Annotated in this window: 15 protein-coding genes; 6 read left to right on the plus strand and 9 right to left on the minus strand. The window is 72.0% G+C overall.

The annotated features are described in order from the left end of the window. Positions 1-20 precede the first annotated feature (20 nt). Positions 21-932: an acyltransferase domain-containing protein gene (locus ACIBA9_RS13240; protein WP_399362967.1), complete on the minus strand. Its 912-nt coding sequence runs from the start codon at positions 930-932 to the stop codon at positions 21-23. A 179-nt stretch (positions 933-1,111) separates the two neighbouring features. Here ACIBA9_RS13240 and ACIBA9_RS13245 point away from each other — a divergent pair, with 179 nt between their 5' ends. Further along, positions 1,112-1,444 carry a DUF6343 family protein gene (locus ACIBA9_RS13245; protein WP_399362461.1) on the plus strand — a complete coding sequence of 111 codons (333 nt, stop codon included), beginning with the start codon at positions 1,112-1,114 and terminating at the stop codon, positions 1,442-1,444. A gap of 29 nt (positions 1,445-1,473) precedes the next feature. On the opposite strand, the gene ACIBA9_RS13250 is transcribed toward ACIBA9_RS13245, so the two are convergent. The 3 genes from ACIBA9_RS13250 to ACIBA9_RS13260 all read right to left on the minus strand — a co-directional run bounded on the left by ACIBA9_RS13250 (position 1,474) and on the right by ACIBA9_RS13260 (position 3,615). After that, on the minus strand, positions 1,474-1,854 hold the full coding sequence (locus ACIBA9_RS13250; protein ID WP_362153692.1) for a tetratricopeptide repeat protein: 381 nt from the start codon (positions 1,852-1,854) through the stop codon (positions 1,474-1,476). Positions 1,855-1,904: 50 nt separating this feature from the next. Then, on the minus strand, positions 1,905-2,552 hold the full coding sequence (gene coaE / locus ACIBA9_RS13255) for a dephospho-CoA kinase (RefSeq protein ID WP_399362463.1): 648 nt from the start codon (positions 2,550-2,552) through the stop codon (positions 1,905-1,907). A gap of 124 nt (positions 2,553-2,676) precedes the next feature. Next, positions 2,677-3,615 (minus strand): PAC2 family protein, encoded by a 939-nt coding sequence (locus tag ACIBA9_RS13260; protein WP_399362465.1) that lies wholly within the window; start codon positions 3,613-3,615, stop codon positions 2,677-2,679. 200 nt (positions 3,616-3,815) lie between these two features. On the opposite strand from ACIBA9_RS13260, the gene ACIBA9_RS13265 reads away from it, so the two are divergent. Continuing rightward, complete coding sequence (locus tag ACIBA9_RS13265; protein WP_399362467.1) at positions 3,816-4,775, plus strand: right-handed parallel beta-helix repeat-containing protein; 960 nt, start codon at positions 3,816-3,818, stop codon at positions 4,773-4,775. 109 nt (positions 4,776-4,884) lie between these two features. On the opposite strand, the gene rpsA is transcribed toward ACIBA9_RS13265, so the two are convergent. Further along, positions 4,885-6,387, minus strand: coding sequence for a 30S ribosomal protein S1 (gene rpsA / locus ACIBA9_RS13270; RefSeq protein ID WP_362153701.1), 1,503 nt, complete (start codon positions 6,385-6,387; stop codon positions 4,885-4,887). A gap of 301 nt (positions 6,388-6,688) precedes the next feature. On the opposite strand from rpsA, the gene ACIBA9_RS13275 reads away from it, so the two are divergent. Together ACIBA9_RS13275 and hrpB are read left to right on the plus strand one after the other, a co-directional pair. Beyond that, the gene (locus ACIBA9_RS13275) at positions 6,689-7,588 is read left to right on the plus strand and encodes a class I SAM-dependent methyltransferase (RefSeq protein WP_399362469.1); all 900 of its coding nucleotides are present in this window, start codon (positions 6,689-6,691) and stop codon (positions 7,586-7,588) included. 118 nt (positions 7,589-7,706) lie between these two features. After that, positions 7,707-10,208: an ATP-dependent helicase HrpB gene (gene hrpB / locus ACIBA9_RS13280; protein WP_399362471.1), complete on the plus strand. Its 2,502-nt coding sequence runs from the start codon at positions 7,707-7,709 to the stop codon at positions 10,206-10,208. Between the two features lie 21 nt (positions 10,209-10,229). Here hrpB and ACIBA9_RS13285 read toward each other — a convergent pair whose 3' ends face one another. The 3 genes from ACIBA9_RS13285 to ACIBA9_RS13295 all read right to left on the minus strand — a co-directional run bounded on the left by ACIBA9_RS13285 (position 10,230) and on the right by ACIBA9_RS13295 (position 13,389). Beyond that, positions 10,230-11,222, minus strand: coding sequence for a DUF3068 domain-containing protein (locus ACIBA9_RS13285; RefSeq protein ID WP_399362473.1), 993 nt, complete (start codon positions 11,220-11,222; stop codon positions 10,230-10,232). A gap of 27 nt (positions 11,223-11,249) precedes the next feature. Further along, complete coding sequence (locus tag ACIBA9_RS13290; RefSeq protein WP_362153710.1) at positions 11,250-11,384, minus strand: SPW_0924 family protein; 135 nt, start codon at positions 11,382-11,384, stop codon at positions 11,250-11,252. 250 nt (positions 11,385-11,634) lie between these two features. Next, positions 11,635-13,389 (minus strand): lytic transglycosylase domain-containing protein, encoded by a 1,755-nt coding sequence (locus ACIBA9_RS13295; RefSeq protein ID WP_399362475.1) that lies wholly within the window; start codon positions 13,387-13,389, stop codon positions 11,635-11,637. Positions 13,390-13,706: 317 nt separating this feature from the next. Here ACIBA9_RS13295 and ACIBA9_RS13300 point away from each other — a divergent pair, with 317 nt between their 5' ends. Together ACIBA9_RS13300 and ACIBA9_RS13305 are read left to right on the plus strand one after the other, a co-directional pair. Further along, positions 13,707-14,594, plus strand: coding sequence for a DUF4184 family protein (locus ACIBA9_RS13300; protein WP_399362477.1), 888 nt, complete (start codon positions 13,707-13,709; stop codon positions 14,592-14,594). Positions 14,595-14,761: 167 nt separating this feature from the next. After that, on the plus strand, positions 14,762-14,908 hold the full coding sequence (locus ACIBA9_RS13305; protein WP_393898629.1) for a hypothetical protein: 147 nt from the start codon (positions 14,762-14,764) through the stop codon (positions 14,906-14,908). 855 nt (positions 14,909-15,763) lie between these two features. On the opposite strand, the gene polA is transcribed toward ACIBA9_RS13305, so the two are convergent. Beyond that, positions 15,764-18,490 (minus strand): DNA polymerase I, encoded by a 2,727-nt coding sequence (polA, locus tag ACIBA9_RS13310; RefSeq protein WP_399362479.1) that lies wholly within the window; start codon positions 18,488-18,490, stop codon positions 15,764-15,766. Positions 18,491-18,747 lie beyond the last annotated feature (257 nt).

The following is an 18,747-nucleotide window of genomic DNA, read 5'->3' on the forward strand; positions in this document are numbered from 1 at the left end:
CCATGCTTCACTCGTTCGAGTCATCCGGTCCGGAACGGGAACCATCCGTGCCCGATGTACCAGTGGCCGCCCGACCGCAGATGGTCCCCCACCGCCCGCTCTACGGAGGTGCGGCGCGGCAGCCGCGCCACCGGCAGGTCCGGGTTCCCGAAGACGAACTGGACGGGCTCGGTGTCGGCCGGCTCGTCCTCCTCCCGGACGGTACGGAACCTCTCCTGGAAGCGGACGATGTTGGAATCCTCGGGGAGGTAGGCCCGCAACTGTGGGTCGAGCAGCCAGGAATGGCACAGGACGGCCTCCGGCCGCTCCTCGGGAAAGTGCAGGGCGAAGAACTCGCGAGCCAGCGCCAGGGAGCGGTCGCAGGCGGACGGGGTCAGCCGTCCCCGGAAGTCGGGGACGTGCAGGGTCAGACACAGACTCCCCGGCACCGCGTCCAGTCCGGCGGCGGCGAGAACCGACGCCGTGCGCCGGCCCATACGAGCCCGCTCGAACTGGAGTCGTCCCAGCTGGTACAACTCGCCGCGGAAGTGCCGGACCAGCCAGCGCCGAGACTGCACCCCGAACCTTCCGTGCCACCGGCGGTGCACCACGATGTGCCGGCCCAGGTCGGCCAGGGTGTGCCGGGAGGTCTCGGCCGGGATCCCGCGTTCGCGGTGGTGGGCGAGTGTGCGCGGGAGCGCGGCGAGGAAGACGTACACGGGGAAGGCGTCGGCCAGTTCGGGCGGTGCCGAGGCGAACAACTCGCCCAGCCCGGGGGTACGGCCCAGATCGTCCGGATCCCGGAACAACTCCTCTACGCAGGCCTCCAGCAGCCGCAGTGTGCCCGGGTCACCGGTCACCCTGTCGCTCAGCGCGACCAGTTCGTTGATGTCCTCGTGCGGTACGGACAGGTCGAGGAGCAGGTCGGGCAGCCCGTCCGCGTCCGGCAGCATGATGGATCCCCCTTCGACGAACAGCACGATCCGATCCGTGTGAACAGCGCGCTCGCACGCGCGGCACCCGTCCTGCACGCGGGCGGAGCCCGTCCCCCACCGCCGCCGCCACGCGCCGCCGCCACGCGTTGCCGCGCCGCGTCGTCGAAGAGTACGTTGCGATAAGGAACGGTGATCGGATGCGTACAGGCAGTGAACCGGCGACCGCGCGCAGTGCTCTGCGGGCGCGGTTCTGGCTGAGCCTGTGGGGGGTGCTCTGGGCGATCTTCGGCATGGCCGCGTTCTCGTTGACCGGACGCGCCGGCTGGGCCGTCGCCTGCGGGGTGCTGTGGCTGGTGGCCACCGCCGACATGGTGATGATTCTCAGACATCTGCGGCAGGGACCCCACTACCAGCCGGGCCGGAACGTTCCGCCGTACTCGCCGCCGGACGACAGGCCGCCGTTCCGGGGACCGCAGGGGCGTCAGGGAACACCCGGGCGGCCGCGGGGGCCCCGGCACCGGCACCCCTGAGGAAGTGGCGCGTTCGGTGCCCCTCCCGCTCAGTCGTCGAAGTGGGCCGCCTTCAGGTACTGCGGGTTGGGGTCGAGCGCCGCCGCCAGCCGGAAGTGGCGCTTGGCGAGATCGGCGCGGCCCTGACGTTCATAGGTACGGGCGAGCGCGAAGTGCGCGTACGCGTTGTCCGGCTCGCGCTCCAGGACGATGGTGAACTCCAGCTCCGCGGGTCGCAGTTGCGCCGCGGCGAAGAAGGCCCGCGCGCGCAGCAGACGGGCGGCGGTGTTCTCCGGGTGGGCGGCGATGACTCCGTCGAGCAGCTTCACCGCGCCCCTCGGATCCCGTGCGTTGAGCAGGTGCTCGGCGGCACGGAAGTCGATGACATGCGTTTCCGGAGTGCGTCCGGTGGAATCGCTGGTCTCGGGCACGGCAGAGTCCTTCCCTCACTACGGCACTCCAACGCCCGCGACCGTGCGGCTTATTCCGGGCCCACGCCCTCCGGGCGTCCGCCGCCGGTCCCCCGCTCGCCCTCGTGGGCCTGTCGCACCAGGTCGTCCCACACCTCGGCGACGCGTTCGCGCAGCGCGTCCAGCGGTACGTCGTTGTCGATGACGATGTCCGCGATCTCCCGGCGCCGCTCCCGCGTGGCCTGAGCGGCCATACGCGCGCGTGCGTCCTCCTCGGTCATCCCGCGCAGTCGGACCAGGCGGTCCAGCTGGGTCCGGGGGCTCGCGTCCACGACGATCACGATGTCGTAGAGCGGGGCGAGGCCGTTCTCGGTGAGGAGCGGGACGTCGTGGATCACCACGGAGTCGTCGGCCGCCGCGTTCTCCAGCTCGCGCGCGCGGGCGCCCACCAGGGGGTGGACGATCGCGTTGAGGACGGCGAGCTTGTCCGGGTCGGCGAAGACGATCGAGCCGAGCCGGGGCCGGTCCAGGCTGCCGTCGCCGGCCAGGACCTCCTCGCCGAAGGCGTCGACCACGGCCGCGAGGCCGGGGGTCCCCGGGGCCACGACCTCACGCGCGATGCGGTCCGAGTCGATCAGCACGGCCCCGTGCTCCACGAGCAGCCGGGACACCTCGCTCTTGCCGGCGCCGATGCCGCCGGTCAGGCCCACTTTCAGCATGAGCGGAAGCTTAGGCCCTGCCCTGCCGAGGTCCGCGCCCGGCGTCGGCCGGCCACCGCCCCCCAGGCCACGGCGCCACGAACACCGCTCGGGTACGCGTCCCGCCCCCGCACGGGACGCGTCCTCAGCCGTCGCCTTCGCGTTCCGCCAGGAAGCGCTCGAACTCCAGGCCGATCTCGTCGGCCGACGGGATCTCCACGGGCTCGGCGAGCATGTTGCCTCGCGTCTCGGCGCCGGCCGCCGCGTCGAACTGGTGCTCAAGGCCCTGGACCAGCGCGGTCAGCTCCTCGTCGCCCTCCTGGATTTGCCGGTCGATCTCCGTCTGCGTGCGGTGGGCGTCGGTGCGCAGGGAGTGCGCGATACCGGGCAGGACCAGTCCGGTGGCGGCCGTGATGGCCTCCAGGACGGTCAGGGCGGCGTCCGGGTACGGGGATCGGGCGATGTAGTGCGGGACGTGTGCGGCGACCCCCAGGACGTCGTGCCCCGCCTCCATCAGGCGGTACTCGACCAGCGACTCGGCACTGCCCGGGACCTGGGCCTCCTCGAAGGGGCTGCGGTGGCCGGGTACCAGGTCGGTACGGCTGCCGTGCGGGGTCAGGCCGACGGGACGAGTGTGCGGGACGCCCATGGGGATGCCGTGGAAGTTCACGGACAAGCGGACGCCCAGCCGCTCCACGATCTGGCGTACGGCGGCAGCGAAGCGCTCCCACTCCACGTCCGGTTCGGGGCCGGACAGCAGCAGGAAGGGGGCGCCCGTGGCGTCCTGCACCAGCCGGACCTCGAGGGCAGGGATCTCGTAGTCCGTCCAGCGGTCCCGCTGGAACGTCAGCAAGGGCCGACGGGCCCGGTAGTCGACGAGCCGGTCGTGGTCGAAACGGGCCACGAGCTGGTGGGGCAGTGATTCGAGCAGCCGGTCGACGATCTGGTCGCCGGTCTCACCCGCGTCGATGTATCCGTCGAAGTGGTAGAGCATGACAAGACCGGCCGATTCCTGGGCGAGCGCCATATCGACGACGGCGAGGCCCTTCGGCTCCCATGCGTACAAACCCTGCGGATCAAGCACTGTGACCGCTCCTCCTCGTGTTCCTCATGGACAACGCGCCCTGCCGCCTTGGCATTCCCGCGTCACGTCGCTGATCAGGCATCTCGTGCGGCACACCTTGACGACCCGTCACCTGGTCCGTACTTTGACGAGGAAAGCGTTCACATATACGGCCAGAATTCATGCATGAGATCCACTTCCCATGACGGAGAGGCCCCTCCATGCGCGCTCGTATGCCGCTCACCGCCCTTCTCGCCACGACCGCCGCCGTCGGCGGCTCGCTCCTCTCCGCGGGCACCGCACCGGCGGCCACGACCATCGAGGTCGGCACCGCCGCCCAGCTCAAGACCGCGCTCGGCAGCGCGAAGCCCGGCGACACCATCCGCCTGGCGGACGGCACGTACACCGGCAATTTCAAGACGACCGCGGCGGGCACCGCCGCGGCCCGCGTCACCCTGACCGGCTCCTCGAAGGCCGTCCTGACCGCGAGCGGCGGCTACGGCCTCCATCTGAACGGCGCCTCCTACTGGACGGTCAGCGGGCTGACCGTGACCGGCGGCCAGAAGGGCATCGTGATCGACGCGGCGAAGGGCGTGATCGTGGACGGCGTCACGGTGCACGATCTGGACATGGAGGGCGTGCACTTCCGCGATTCCAGCACGGACGGCGTGATCAGGAACTCGCGGATCTACGACACCGGCAACGACGGCAGGGGCATGGGTGAGGGCGTGTACGTCGGGACGGCGAACACGCTGACCGACAGGAGCGACCGCGTCCAGATCGTGGGCAACACGATCGGCCCGGACGTGGGCGGCGAGAACGTCGACATCAAGGAGGGGACGACCGGCGCGCGGATCGTCGGGAACACCTTCGACGGCAGCGGGCTGACCGGCGCGAACTACGACGACTCCTGGGTCGACGTGAAGGGCGACGACGTCCTCGTCCAGGACAACACCGGCAAGAACACCACCAACGACGGTTACCAGACCCACACCCAGCAGTCCGGCTGGGGCTGCGGCACGGTGTTCAAGGGAAACAAGTCGACATTGACGAACGCGACCGGCCCGACCCGGCTGGCAATCGACGTCACCAACTCGGGCGCCGGCTGCGCGACGACGGTCTACGCCGACAACACGGTGACGGGCGGAAAGGGCCTGACGAACATACCGGTCACCCCTTGAGAGAGCAGACCGTCTCCGGAGCGGACCGTCTCCGGACACGACTGAGGGGCCGTACCTCGAAAGGTACGGCCCCTCAGCGTCAACTACTGCTGAGCGTCAGCGGCAGCGATCAGCTCTGGCCACCGGCGAGCTTCTCGCGCAGCGCGGCCAGCGCCTCGTCCGAGGCCAGGGCACCAGAGGTGTCCGCGCCCTCGGAGGAGTACGAGCCGCCACCACCGGACGCGGCCGGAGCCGCACCCGCCGAGTCGCCGCCCTCGGCGGCAGCCGCGGCGTCCGCCTCGCGGGACTTGATGACCTGCTGCTGGTGCTGCTCGAAGCGCGTCTGCGCCTCGGCGTACTGGTGCTCCCACGCCTCGCGCTGGGTCTCGTAGCCCTCGAGCCAGTCGTTGGTCTCGGGGTCGAAGCCCTCGGGGTAGATGTAGTTGCCCTGGTCGTCGTACGACGCGGCCATGCCGTACAGGGTCGGGTCGAACTCGACCGACGCCGGGTCGGCACCGAAGGCCTCGTTGGCCTGCTTCAGCGAGAGGCTGATGCGACGACGCTCGAGGTCGATGTCGATGACCTTGACGAAGATCTCGTCGTTGACCTGGACGACCTGCTCCGGGATCTCCACGTGACGCTCGGCCAGCTCGGAGATGTGCACCAGACCCTCGATGCCCTCGTCCACGCGGACGAACGCACCGAACGGAACCAGCTTCGTGACCTTGCCGGGCACGACCTGGCCGATCTGGTGGGTGCGGGCGAACTGCTGCCACGGGTCTTCCTGGGTCGCCTTCAGCGACAGGGAGACGCGCTCGCGGTCCATGTCGACGTCGAGGACCTCGACGGTGACTTCCTGGCCGACCTCGACAACCTCGGACGGGTGGTCGATGTGCTTCCAGGACAGCTCGGAGACGTGAACCAGGCCGTCGACGCCACCCAGGTCCACGAAGGCACCGAAGTTGACGATCGAGGAGACGACGCCGGAACGGACCTGACCCTTCTGGAGGGTCGTGAGGAACGTCTGGCGGACCTCGGACTGGGTCTGCTCCAGCCAGGCACGGCGGGACAGGACCACGTTGTTGCGGTTCTTGTCCAGCTCGATGATCTTGGCCTCGAGCTCCTTGCCCACGTAGGGCTGGAGGTCGCGAACACGGCGCATCTCGACCAGGGAGGCCGGGAGGAAGCCGCGGAGGCCGATGTCGAGGATGAGACCACCCTTGACGACCTCGATGACGGTACCGGTGACGATCCCGTCCTCTTCCTTGATCTTCTCGATGGTGCCCCAGGCACGCTCGTACTGGGCGCGCTTCTTCGAGAGGATCAGGCGGCCTTCCTTGTCCTCCTTCTGGAGAACAAGGGCCTCGATCTCGTCACCCACGGCGACGACCTCGTTGGGGTCGACGTCGTGCTTGATCGAAAGCTCGCGGCTCGGGATGACACCTTCGGTCTTGTAACCGATGTCGAGCAGGACCTCGTCCCGGTCGACCTTCACGATGACGCCGTCGACGATGTCGCCGTCGTTGAAGTACTTGATCGTCTCGTCGATCGCGGCGAGGAAGGCTTCCTCGTTACCGATGTCGTTGACCGCAACCTGCGGGGTGGTGGCGGTGGTCTCGGTGCTGCTCGTCATGTGGGAAAGGGCTCCGGTACGGACATTGAAGTCGTAGGTACTGCTACGCCGGGAGCCCGTGATCGCTCTGAAGAAGCCGGACAGCCAAGGAAGCGCCACCCAGAAAACCGGTGACGCCTCGAGAACCGAGGGGACATACAACAGATGCGAGCGCAGCCTGCTACGTCTGAGGTGCGCAGGCCCGCAGCGCAACTTGTAGCATACGGGGGCAGCCGGACAGGGTCAATGCGCGAAGGCGCCCACCCGGGGCGGATCGCCGCAATACCGGCACAAGAAGTGTCCCAGGAGGTCACACGAGCGGGTGGCACACGCCGCCGTGACCGCCCCCCGGCCTCTTGGACGGAAGAGTACGACGAGGGAGCCGATCATCCAAGAGTCGGAAACGTACGAGTCCGACGGACCCGAGGGGTCCGAGCCGGAGGCCACCCGGCGTGACGCCGGGGTCGCGGAGAGCGCTCGCGCGAACCGCGGCTGGTGGGACCGCAACGCGGACGAGTACCAGGTCGAGCACGGCACCTTCCTCGGTGACGACCGCTTCGTCTGGGGCCCGGAGGGGCTGGACGAGGTGGAGGCCGAGTTGCTGGGCCCCCCGGAGGAGCTGAAGGGCAAGGACGTCCTGGAGATCGGCGCCGGCGCGGCGCAGTGCTCACGCTGGCTGACGGCCCAGGGCGCCCGACCGGTCGCCCTGGACCTCTCGCACCGCCAGCTGCAGCACGCGCTGCGCATCGGCGGATCGTTTCCCCTTGTCTGTGCCGACGCCGGCGCGCTGCCCTTCGCGGACGGCTCCTTCGACCTGGCGTGCTCCGCGTACGGCGCGCTGCCGTTCGTGGCCGAGCCACGGCTGGTGCTGCGCGAGGTGCGCCGGGTGCTGAGGCCGGGCGGCCGGTTCGTGTTCTCGGTGACGCATCCGATCCGCTGGGCCTTCCCGGACGAGCCGGGCCCGGAGGGGCTGTCGGTGGCCTCCTCCTACTTCGATCGCACGCCCTACGTCGAACAGGACGAGGAGGGCCGCGCGGTCTACGTGGAGCACCACAGGACGATCGGCGACCGGGTCCGGGACATCGTGGCCGCGGGTTTCCGGCTGGTGGACCTGGTGGAGCCGGAGTGGCCGTCCTGGAACACGGCGGAGTGGGGCGGCTGGTCCCCGCTGCGCGGCAACCTGATCCCGGGCACGGCGATCTTCGTGGCCGAACGGGACTGACCGAACGGAACCAACGTCTCGCACGCGCGCGTTCGCGTTCGACGGCCCGCGCGCGTGGGAGGCGTACTCGACTCCCACGCCCCCGGTGTCGTACGCGCCGTCGTACGACACTGGGGGCGTGATTCGTGACGACGCCCTGGACGCGCTGCCCGTGCGCTCCGCGCTGCCCGCCCTGTCCGACGCTCTGGAGACGGGCGGCACCGCGGTCCTCGTGGCGCCGCCCGGCACCGGCAAGACCACGCTGGTGCCGCTGGTGCTGGCGGGACTCGTCGGGGGCGGCCCGGCCCGACGGGTCGTGGTGGCCGAACCACGGCGGATCGCGGCGCGGGCGGCGGCCAGGCGCATGGCGTGGCTGCTGGGCGAGCGGCCCGGCGAGAGCGTGGGCTTCACGGTGCGCGGCGAACGTGTGGTGGGGCGGAACACGCGCGTGGAGGTCGTGACGACCGGTGTGCTGCTGCAGCGGCTGCAGCGCGACCAGGAGCTGGCCGGGGTCGACACCGTCGTCCTCGACGAGTGCCACGAGCGGCATCTGGACGCCGACACGGTGGCGGCGTTCCTGTGGGACGTACGGCAGACGCTGCGGCCGGAGCTGCGACTGGTGGCCGCGTCGGCGACCACGGACGCGCAGGGGTGGGCGCGGTTGCTGGGCGGGGCGCCGGTGGTGGAGGCGGCGGGGGTCGCACACCCCGTGGAGACGGTGTGGGCCCCTCCGGCGGGTCCGGTACGTCCGCCGCACGGGATGCGGGTCGACCCGGCACAGCTGGCGCACGTGGCAGCGGTGGTGCGACGGGCGCTGGCCGAGCGGGACGGGGACGTGCTGTGTTTCCTGCCCGGAGTGGGCGAGATCGCGCGCGTGGGAGGTCGGCTCGGGGACCTCGGTGCCGTCGACGTGCTCCAGGTGCACGGGCGGGCGCCGACCGCCGTCCAGGACGCGGTGCTGGCGCCGGGGGCGCGGCGCCGGGTCGTACTGGCGACGTCCGTCGCGGAGTCGTCGTTGACCGTGCCCGGGGTGCGGGTGGTGGTGGACTCGGGGCTCGCGCGTGAGCCCCGGGTGGATCACGCGCGCGGGCTGAGCGGCCTGACGACCGTGCGCGCGTCGCGGGCGGCCGGGCGGCAGCGGGCGGGGCGGGCCGGGCGTGAGGCGCCGGGCGCGGTATACCGGTGCTGGTCCGAGGCGGAGGACGCCCGGCTCCCGGCGTTTCCGGCGCCGGAGATCAAGGTGGCCGATCTGACCGCGTTCGCCCTCCAGGCCGCCTGCTGGGGCGATCCGGACGCCTCCGGGCTGGCCTTGCTCGACCCCCCGCCGGGTGGGGCGATGTCGGCGGCGCGGGAGGTGCTGTCGGCCGTGGGGGCGGTGGGCCCGGACGGGCGGGCGACGCCGGCCGGTGTACGGCTCGCCCGGCTGGGCGTGCACCCCCGGCTGGGACGGGCCCTGCTCGACGCCGGGGACGAGGGGGCCTCGGTCGTCGCCCTGCTCTCCGAGGAGGTGCCGCGGGAGTACGGGGACGACCTCGCGGGCGCCTTGCGGCGGGTTCGGCGTGGTGGGGACGCCTACGCCGGGCGGTGGGCGGCGGAGGTACGGCGGCTGCGGGCCGTCTCCTCCCAGCCTCCCGCCGGCTCCCCTCGGGACGGCGGCATAGCGCGGTCCGATGACGCGTTCGTCGGGCTCGTCGCGGGGCTCGCGTTCCCGGAGCGGGTCGGCCGGCTGGACGGTGGGTCGTACCTCATGGTGTCCGGGACACGGGCGGAGGTGGCGGAGGGCTCGGCGCTGCGCGGGGCACCCTGGATCGTCGTCGCCGTGGCCGACCGGCCCGCCGGGAAGGGGCACGCGCGGGTGCGGCTCGGGGCCGCCGTGCCGGAGGACGTGGCGCGCGCCGCGGCGGGGTCGTTCCTGACGGAGCGGGACGAGGTGCACTGGGCGGACGGGGACGTCGTCGCCCGGCATGTGGAGCGGCTGGGGGCCGTCGAACTGTCGGCGCGGCCCCTGAAGCGCGCGGATCCGGCCCTCGTACGCGCCGCCCTGCTCGAAGGGCTGCGACAGGAGGGGCTCGGGCTGCTGCGCTGGTCGCCGGAGGCGCGTGCGCTGCGGCAGCGGCTGACGTTCCTGCGGGCGCACCTCGGGGAACCGTGGCCCGACGTCTCCGACGAGGCGCTCCACGCGCGCGTGGACGAGTGGCTGGAACCGGAGCTGAGCCGGGCCCGGCGGCGGGCCGACCTCGCCCGGATCGACGCCGGACAGGCGCTCGGACGGTTGTTGCCGTGGGCGAGCGGGGACGCGGCGCGGCTGGACGAACTGGCGCCGGAGCGGATCACCGTGCCGAGTGGGTCCAGAATCCGGATCGACTATCAGGACTCCGGGCGTCCGGTCCTCGCCGTCAAGTTGCAGGAGATGTTCGGGCTGCGGGAGACGCCGGCCGTGGCGGGGGTGCCGCTGACGGTGCATCTGCTCTCCCCCGCCGGGCGCCCCGCCGCCGTCACGGCCGACCTCGCCTCGTTCTGGGCGGCCGGCTACAAGGGCGTACGGGCGGAGCTGCGCGGGCGCTACCCGAAGCATCCCTGGCCCGAGGACCCGGCGGCCGCCGAGCCCACGCGGCACACCAACGCGCGGCTCAGGCGCTGACCGGTTCGGGCGCCGACCGTTTCAGGCGCCGACCGGGTCGGGCTCGTCCGTCGGGGTCGGGGTGGCGTCGCGTGGGCGGCGGGTGCGGGCCTCCAGCCAGAGGGAGAGCGCGAGGAACACGATGCCGAGGGCCAGGGAGCCCCAGGGCAGGTAGGAGGTGAGCATCAGGACCAGGGTGCGGTTGTGCTTGACGAGGGCGACCGTGTGCTCGATGTAGTCCTCGCGCATTTTCACGTGCCCGGCGAAGGCGGTGACCTTGGCGCGGCCGCCGAGCAGTGTGCCGCCGCGCAGTTCCTCCCGGTGGATCTCCTCGCCGTAGACGGGTGCGCCGGTGACCGGTTCGACCCAGAACCTGCGGATGGTGGTGTACCAGCGGGTCGTACCCGTCCTGGCGACCGATTCCGGGGTGATGCCCTGAACGGGCATGGTCTTCGGGAAGGGCACCTTGGTCCAGGGGATGGTCTGCTCGAAGTAGTAGACCCGCACCCCGCGGAAGGTCCTGGTTCCCTCGTAGTGGATGGGGCTGGTGGTGCGGGTCTGCGCGTCGAAGTACTCGTAGTCGCGTTTCCGGGTCAGGAAGGGCCACTTGAACTCGATGCCGTCGCGTTTGACGGGGTCGCCGTCGACCGACTCGCCGGTCGCGTGGACGGGGTCCTGGCTGTGGGCGTCGAAGATGTAGCGCTCGGGGACGCGGGAGACCATCTTGCCGTCGGGTCCCTGGACGTAGGACAGGCTGTCCCAGACGACGACCGGCCGACCCGCCGTCCTCTCGATGTTCTTCGCTGCCTCAACGTCGCCCTTGAGGGTCTGCACGATGGTGACCTCGGGGACCTTCCTCGCGCGCATGGTGCCGTAGTCGAGCAGGGTGGCATTCCGGGCCGTCAGCACCATGTCCTGGTACTGGTTCGCGGGAATGCGGGCCAGCCGTGGGAAGGCGTACCAGCGCAGCAGTGGGGACAGCGCCGCGCAGAAGACGGCGCAGGCGAGCAGGACCAGGCTTGCCTTGCGGCGCATTCCGGCCTCCCTCCCGGACGGGCGCGGCTACGGGTGCGAAGGCACCGTCGACAGCAGCGGTTTGGGGGATGTCCGGCCCGACGGCGCACCCGTCGCGCCGATCGCGAGGACCAGGGCGAGCGCGAGGGCGAGACCGGTCGCGGCGGCGATCAGGGCGCGCATACGGGCCTCCCGGTGGACGGTAGGCGTCCGGACCGATACCCGACGGTCCCTGACGGTTTCTCACTGTTGCCGACATGGCCCGACGGTGTCTGACGGGCCTGATGAGACGACCTGGTGCGCCTGATGGTCCGTCAGGTCGTCTGGTGCGGCACCGTAGCAACGGGCGGCCGAGATGAGAACAGTGGTGCGCGCACGAACGAGGGTGCCCTCCCCGCCGAGCGGGGAGGGCACCCTGTCGCGACGTGTGCCGTCAGGAGGCGGCGGATCCGCTCGGGGACGGATCCGGGGAGGGCTCGGCCGCGGCCGCCACCGTCAGTTCCACGGTGAGCGTCGCGCCGCCCGTGGTGGTGATGCGCAGCAGGAACGTGCCGGTGGTGTCGTCCGCGTACAGCTTGGGCAGCGTGAGCAGGCCCTTGGCATCGGTCTGGAGTCCGGCGAGGGTGCGCACCGGCTTGCCGTCGGCGTCCTTGAAGTAGGGGCCCTTGTCGTTCTCACCGGCGTCGGTCGCGGACTTGACCAGGGTGGCGGTGGCCGCGACCTTGTCCGCGACGGCGCCCTTGTACGTGGCCTTCACCTGGACCTGGTCGGCGAACTCGGCGGCCGGCGTGCAGGTCAGCGGAGTGTCCTTGGTGCGGGCGAGGGTGTCGGCGGCGCGCGCGGTGACGGCGGCCGTGTAGTCGACGCTTCTGACCGAGCGGCCCACGACGGCCGTGGTGACCTTGAAGTCGCCGGTCTTCTCGCCCGCCTGGAGGGCGGGGGCGACGGCGACGCCCTTGGCGTCCGTGACGACGGTGGCCACCCTCTCGCCGCCCGTGAAGGTGGCGTCGGTGTCCCCGGTGATGGTGAACCTGACCCTGACCTTGCCGACGGAGGCGCCGCTCTTGGTCTCGGCGCGGGTGCCGATCCGCTCGGTGAAGGCGTCGCCGGCCATCGCGGTCAGCTTCCCGGTGTCCGCGTCCTCGAGGTGGTCCACCGTGTCGGTGGGGGTCTGCGGGGGCGTCGGCGGCACGGGGGGCTTCGGCGGGACCGGCGGCTTCGGGTCCGGGCTCTCGCTGCCGCCGCCGGGCCGGGGCTTGTGGTGGTGGGGCTTCGGTGACGGCTTGGTCTTCGGCGGGTCCGAGGGCTTCGGGGACGGGGTGGTGTGCCGGCCGCCGCCGCTGTCGTCGCTGCGGTGGCCCGGCACGGGGCCGGTGCCGTCGGGCACGGAGTGGGTGCCCTTGCCGTAGTACTCCATCCAGTTCAGGACGAGGTTCAGATAGTCCTGCGAGTTGTTGTAGCTGAGGATCGCGCGGTGCAGGTCGCCCTCGTTGCCGAGGTCCCAGCCGTCGCGGCACAGGTAGTGGCCGGCGGCGAGGGCGGCGTCGTAGACGTTGTTGGGGTCCTTCTTGCCGTCGTGGTTGCCGTCCCGGCCGGCCCACGCCCAGGTGGACGGGATGAACTGCATGGGGCCGACCGCCTGGTCGTACCGGCTGTTGCCGTCGTACGCGCCGTGGTCGGTGTCCGCGATGAGCGCGAAGCCGTTGCCGTCGAGCTGCGGACCCAGGATCCGCCCCAGCGTGTTGCCGGCCGCGTCGACCCGGCCGCCGCGGGCCTGGCCCGACTCGACCTTGCCGATGGCGGCGAGCAGTTGCCAGGGCAGGTTGCAGCCCGGCTTGGAGGCGCGCAGTTCCGCCTCGGCCTTCTTGTAGGCGTCGAGGACGGTGGCCGGGATGCCGGCCTCGGCCGGGCCTCGGGAGACCGGTGTGCCGATGGTCGACGAGGGGCTGGGCGAGGGGCTGTTCAGCGGCGGCAGGTCCGTGTAGTACGGCGAGCTGCCGGTGGCGTCGCCGGCGCCGCCGGAGACCGTGTCGGGCACCGGGGCGGAGGCGCCGGTCGCCGACTGTCTGCCCTGGTCCGGGTCGGTCGCTCCCGGAGCCTGGGACGCGGAGAGAGCCGCGACCGCCACCGCGGCCACGGCGGTGGTCGCCGCCCCCTTGCGCAGCCGCCTGCCGTAATGCGCCGCCATAGAGTGAACCCCTCCCGTGGACGCCGCGGCGTCCTTCTCCATCTGTCTGCCTCGCCCTGGTCTGACGGTTGAACCGATGCCGTGGTTGCGCCCGCGCCGCCCTTTCATATGTGCGACGTGCGTTCGACCACGCACCCCACGCGGTGGCCCAGGAGACCCTACGACAACTTGCTTTGCGCGGGCAGGCCCGTCGCCCGATTTTCACCGGTTGGCCAACTGTCGTCGGTGCACGGGGCCGTGACGGGGGCCGCGCATACTGGACGGGGCGTGATCACCGGTTCCGGTGCCACGCCCGACGATTCTACGAGGGGGCTTTGTTGCCGTTCACACTCAGCCATGCGGCGGCCGTACTGCCTGGCGTCCGAGGGGACGGCAGCGGCCGGGGCCGACTGGTGCCGACGGTGCTCGTGGCCGGCTCCTTCGCACCCGATCTGACCTACTACGCGGCGGGTCTGCTGCCGGGCGCCATGGAATTCGGCCTGGTCACCCACTCGTTCGCCGGAGTCGTCTCGGTGGACGTGCTCATCTCCTGGGCGCTGGCGGGGCTGTGGCTCTTCCTCCGGGAGCCGTTGGTGGCGCTGCTGCCCCGGGCGCGGCAGGGCCGGCCGGCCGCGCTGCTGCGCTGTGGCGGCCGGCCCGCGCGCGTGAGCGCCGCGTCGGCGGGGTGGTGGTACGTCTCCGCGGTGTTCGGCGCGCTGACCCATGTGGTGTGGGACGCGTTCACCCACCACGACCGGTGGGGTACGCGACTGATTCCGGCCATCGGGCGGGACCGTCCGGCGGGCCTGCCGCTGTACTCGTGGTTGCAGTACGGCTCGTCCGCGACCGGTGCCGTGGTGATCGCGGTCGTCCTGGTACGAGCGCTGCGGCGGGCGCCCGCCGGGGAGCCGACGGGGGTGCCGGCGCTGTCGGCGCGGGACCGGTGGTGGGCGCTGCTGGTGATCGGCGGCTGTGCGGCGGCCGGAGCGGTACAGCGGGCGGCGCGGTGGCGGGAACGGCTGGATACGCCGTTGCGGTTCACGGACCTCGTGCCCACCCTGTGCTTCGGCGTGGGTGCCGGCATGCTCCTTGGTCTGGTGCTGTACGGCGTCGGGGTCAGGCTGTGGCGTCCGGGCCCGGTCCCGGACGGTTCCCTGGCCGGCGGAGCCGCTGGGGGTTCCGGGGGGACGGCCGGGGTGCGTCGGGAGCGTCCGGTCTCTCGGTGAGGGAGACGACGAAGACCGTGAGGGTCTGCCGGGGGCGGCGCGATCTCGGGAGCAGGGTCAGCGCCAGGGCGAGATAGCCGCGGGTCAGATCGACCCAGGAGCGCCAGTCCGGCGTGTGGTCCGCGCGGCTGCTCAGGCCGGCGAGTCCTCGCCGGAGGCGGGTGGCGGTGCTGCGTAGGGTCGTGGCCGGGTCGGCCGGGATGCGAGCGGTGCTTGCGTCGGCCGCGAGGGCCGGGACCGGCGAGGCGGGCATGGCCTGCGCCGAGGCGGTGTCCGCCCAGACCCGGGTGATCGACTCGGGCGTCCGGCGGTGAAGCGTGCGTATACCCATGCCCGCAGTTTTGCGGCTGCGGGGGGTGCGGGGCGTTTTGGCGGGGGCCACGTGAGTGACGGTCCCCCCGGGGGTTGGGCCGATTCAGCTGCGCGGGGGCTGTCGCGCCGGGCTCGGCCTCGCTCCCCGGCGCGAGCGGCCACGGGCGGTCGCGGGCACGAGCGGTCGCGGGCGCGAGCGGTCGCGGGCACGGGCGCGAGCCGTCGCGGGCACCACGAGCGGTCGCGGGCACCACGAGTGGTCGCGGGCACGAGTCGGACGCCTCGCCCACTGGCCTCGGCCACGACGCCGAGGCCTCACCCCACGGGCTACGGCATGGATCCCGACGCCCCACTCCGCGGGCTACGGCGACCCCGAGGCCCCCACGGCACCGGCTATGGCCACGGGCCCGACGTCTCTCCAGGCTCCCGCCGCAGGGCCGGGGCGGGCGGGAGGGCCCCAGGCGTGGCCTCCCGGACGCGGCCCCGGAAGCCGGAGACGCGGAGCGCGGGAGCGCGGGCAGCGCGGGCAGCGCGGGAGCGCGGGCAGCGCGGGCAGCGCGGGAGCGCGGGCAGCGCGGGCAGCGCGGGAGCGCGGGCAGCGCGGGAGCGCGGGCAGCGCGGGCAGCGCGGGAGCGCGGGCAGCGCGGGAGCGCGGGAGCGCGGGCAGCGCGGGAGCGCGGGCAGCGCGGGCAGCGCGGGCAGCGCGGGCAGCGCGAATACCGAAGCCGCCGCACACCGGAAGCACACGAAGCACCCGCAGCACCGAGCCGGAGCCACTCCGGTGCGCACGGTGCCCCCGGTGCCCCCCGCGACCACACAGCCCGCACCCCACCCCGGTGCCCCGCAGGCGCCGCCTGCTAGTGCGCTGCCGACTCCCAGTCCGGGCCCACGCCCACCGAGACGTCCAGGGGGGCGCGCAGCTGGACGGCGCTCGCCATCTCCCGGCGGACGATCTCCTCCGCGGCCGCCCGCTCGCCGGGAGCGATCTCCAGCACGATTTCGTCATGGACCTGGAGCAGCATGCGGGACTTGAGGTCCGCCGCCCGCAGCGCGGCGTCCACCGTGAGCATGGCGATCTTGACGATGTCCGCCGCCGTGCCCTGGATGGGCGCGTTGAGGGCCATGCGCTCGGCCGCCTCGCGGCGCTGACGGTTGTCGCTGTTGAGGTCGGGCAGATAGCGGCGGCGGCCGAAGAGCGTCGCCGTGTAGCCGGTGGCCCGCGCCTCGTCGACCGCGCGGCGCAGATAGTCCCGCACTCCGCCGAAGCGCTCGAAGTAGGCGTCCATGAGGGCGCGCGCCTCCCCCGCCTCGATGTTCAGCTGCTGGGACAGGCCGAACGCCGACAGACCGTAGGCCAGGCCGTAGGACATGGCCTTGATCTTGCGGCGCATCTCCGCGTCCACCGCGCCGGCCTCGACGCCGAACACCTGGGAGGCGGCCGTGGTGTGCAGGTCCTCGCCGGAGGTGAACGCCCGGATCAGGCCCTCGTCCTCGGAGAGGTGGGCCATCACGCGCAGCTCGATCTGGCTGTAGTCCGCGGTCATCAGGGACTCGAAGCCCTCGCCGACGACGAAGCCCCGGCGGATCGCCCGGCCCTCGTCCGTGCGGACCGGGATGTTCTGCAGGTTCGGGTCCGTGGAGGAGAGGCGGCCGGTCGCGGCCACCGTCTGGTTGAAGCTGGTGTGAATACGGCCGTCGCCCGCGATGGTCTTGATCAGGCCCTCGACGGTGACGCGCAGCTTCGCCTGTTCACGGTGGCGGAGCATGATCACAGGCAGTTCGTTGTCGGTCTGGGCGGCCAGCCAGGCGAGGGCGTCGGCGTCCGTGGTGTAGCCGGTCTTGGTCTTCTTGGTCTTGGGCAGGGCCAGCTCGCCGAAGAGGACCTCCTGGAGCTGCTTGGGCGAGCCCAGGTTGAACTCGTGGCCGGCGGCGGCGTGCGCCTCCTTCACGGCCTGCTGCACGGCACCCGCGAACATCTGCTCCATCGCCTCGAGGTGCGCGCGGTCGGCCGCGATGCCGTGCCGCTCCATGCGGGCGAGCAGGGCGGAGGTGGGCAGCTCCATGTCCGCCAGCAGATCGGCCGCGCCGACCTCCCGCAGACGCTCCTCGAAGACCTCGCCCAGGTCCACGACCGCGCGGGCCTGGATCATCAGGGCCTCCGCCTCGGCGCCCTCGTCCGCGCCGAAGGCCAGCTGGCCGTCGGCCGCGGCGGCCGGGACCAGCTCGCGGTGCAGGTACTCCAGCGACAGCGCGTCCAGGTCGAAGGAGCGGCGGCCCGGCTTGACCAGGTAGGCGGCGAGCGCGGTGTCCATCCGCACGCCCTCGACGCTCCAGCCGTGCTCGGCGAAGACGCGCATGGCGCCCTTGGCGTTGTGCAGCACCTTGGGGCGGCCGGCGTCGGCCAGCCAGGCCTTGAACGCGTTCTCGTCGGCCTCGTCCAGCTCGGCGGGGTCGAACCAGCCGGCCGCTCCGCCGGGGGCCGCGAGGGCGACCTCGGCGACCGAGCCGGTGCCCAGGGCCCAGGTGTCGACGGTGGCGACGCCCAGGGTCTCGGCGGCGTGTTCGGCGAGCCAGGGGGCCAGTTCGCCGGTGCGCAGGATCGTGCCGTCGATCTCCACTCCGTCGGTGGTCACCGGGGTGGTCTCGGCCTGCTCGTCGCCGGGGTCGACGGCGAAGAGACGCTCGCGCAGGGACGGGTTACGGATCTCCAGGGTGTCCAGGATCATCGCGACGGCCTTGCGGTCGTACGCGGCCCGCTCGAGGTCGGTGACGGTCCTCGGCAGCTCGACCTGGCGCTCCAGCTCGGTGAGGACGCGGTTGAGCTTGACCGATTCCAGGTGGTCGCGGAGGTTCTGGCCCGCTTTGCCCTTGACCTCGTCGACCCGCTCCACCAGCTCGGCGAACGAGCCGAACTGGTTGATCCACTTCGCGGCGGTCTTCTCGCCGACGCCGGGGATGCCGGGGAGGTTGTCGGACGGGTCGCCGCGCAGGGCCGCGAAGTCCGGGTACTGCGCGGGCGTCAATCCGTACTTCTCGAAAACCTTCTCCGGGGTGAACCGGGTCAGCTCCGAGACGCCCTTCGTGGGGTAGAGCACGGTGGTGTTCTCGGTGACCAGCTGGAACGAGTCCCGGTCGCCGGTGACGATCAGCACCTCGAAACCCTCGGCCTCGGCCTGGGTGGCGAGGGTGGCGATGACGTCGTCGGCCTCGAAGCCGTCCACGGCGAAGCGCGGCGCGTGCATCGCGTCGAGGAGCTCGCCGATCAGCTCGACCTGGCCCTTGAACTCGTCCGGGGTCTTGGAGCGGTTCGCCTTGTACTCCGTGAACTGCTCGGAGCGCCAGGTCTTGCGTGAGACGTCGAAGGCCACCGCGAAGTGCGTGGGCGCCTCGTCACGCAGGGTGTTCGCCAGCATCGACGCGAAGCCGTAGATAGCGTTCGTCGGCTGGCCGGTCGCGGTGGTGAAGTTCTCCGCGGGCAGCGCGAAGAACGCGCGGTACGCCAGCGAGTGCCCGTCCATGAGCATCAGCCTGGGACGGGCGGTGCCGGAGGTCTTGTCGGTCTTCTTCGATGCTGTCTCTGCCACGTCCCCGATCCTGCCACGCCGCACTGACACTGCGGACCGGGCGGTTCATGGGGCCACGGCGGGGCGCCCTTCGCTCACGCAGGGTGGCCACAGGGGTGCGGAGCGCCGGAGAGCCGAGGGGCCGCAGGTGAGCGTCACCCCGGCCCGCGCCCGGCCGGATCCGTTGTCGGTGGCACATGGGAGGATCGACGGCGTAGTTCTCGAAGCGATCGACCTCGGCACGGTCGGTCTCACACACAGTCGGTCTCGTATGCAGT

It is taken from the genome of Streptomyces sp. NPDC051452, assembly GCF_044454765.1.
GTDB lineage: Bacteria > Actinomycetota > Actinomycetes > Streptomycetales > Streptomycetaceae > Streptomyces.